The organism is Terrisporobacter petrolearius (assembly GCF_020748185.1).
In the GTDB taxonomy this organism is placed as follows: domain Bacteria; phylum Bacillota; class Clostridia; order Peptostreptococcales; family Peptostreptococcaceae; genus Terrisporobacter; species Terrisporobacter petrolearius.
The window spans coordinates 1-252 of sequence record NZ_JAHZMO010000238.1 but is presented as its reverse complement, the minus strand read 5'-3'; the positions used below and the strand labels follow the sequence as shown (position 1 = coordinate 252).

Sequence of the window (252 nt, the reverse complement as noted above, 5' to 3'; positions counted from 1 at the left end):
TTTCTTTATTAGAAAATATTTTTTTGCTCATAATTATTCAACTCCTCTATACCTATTTTTACATAAAAATAAACCCTATACAAGTAAACACTCTTTTTCTAGCGTCTACTGTATAGGGTCCACTTTATATTATCCTTGGGGTGAATGAAAATGGTAAAAAAGAGGTTCTAAGTATTCAAATTGGTCAAAATGAAAGCAGTAAATATTGGTTAGGAATTTTAAATGAATTAAAAAATAGAGGTGTTAAAGATA

Annotated in this window: 1 pseudogene; it reads left to right on the top strand. The window is 26.6% G+C overall.

The features are described 5' to 3' along the window. Positions 1-125: 125 nt before the first annotated feature. Positions 126-252: pseudogene (locus K0040_RS20475) on the top strand (transposase); the annotation flags it as partial.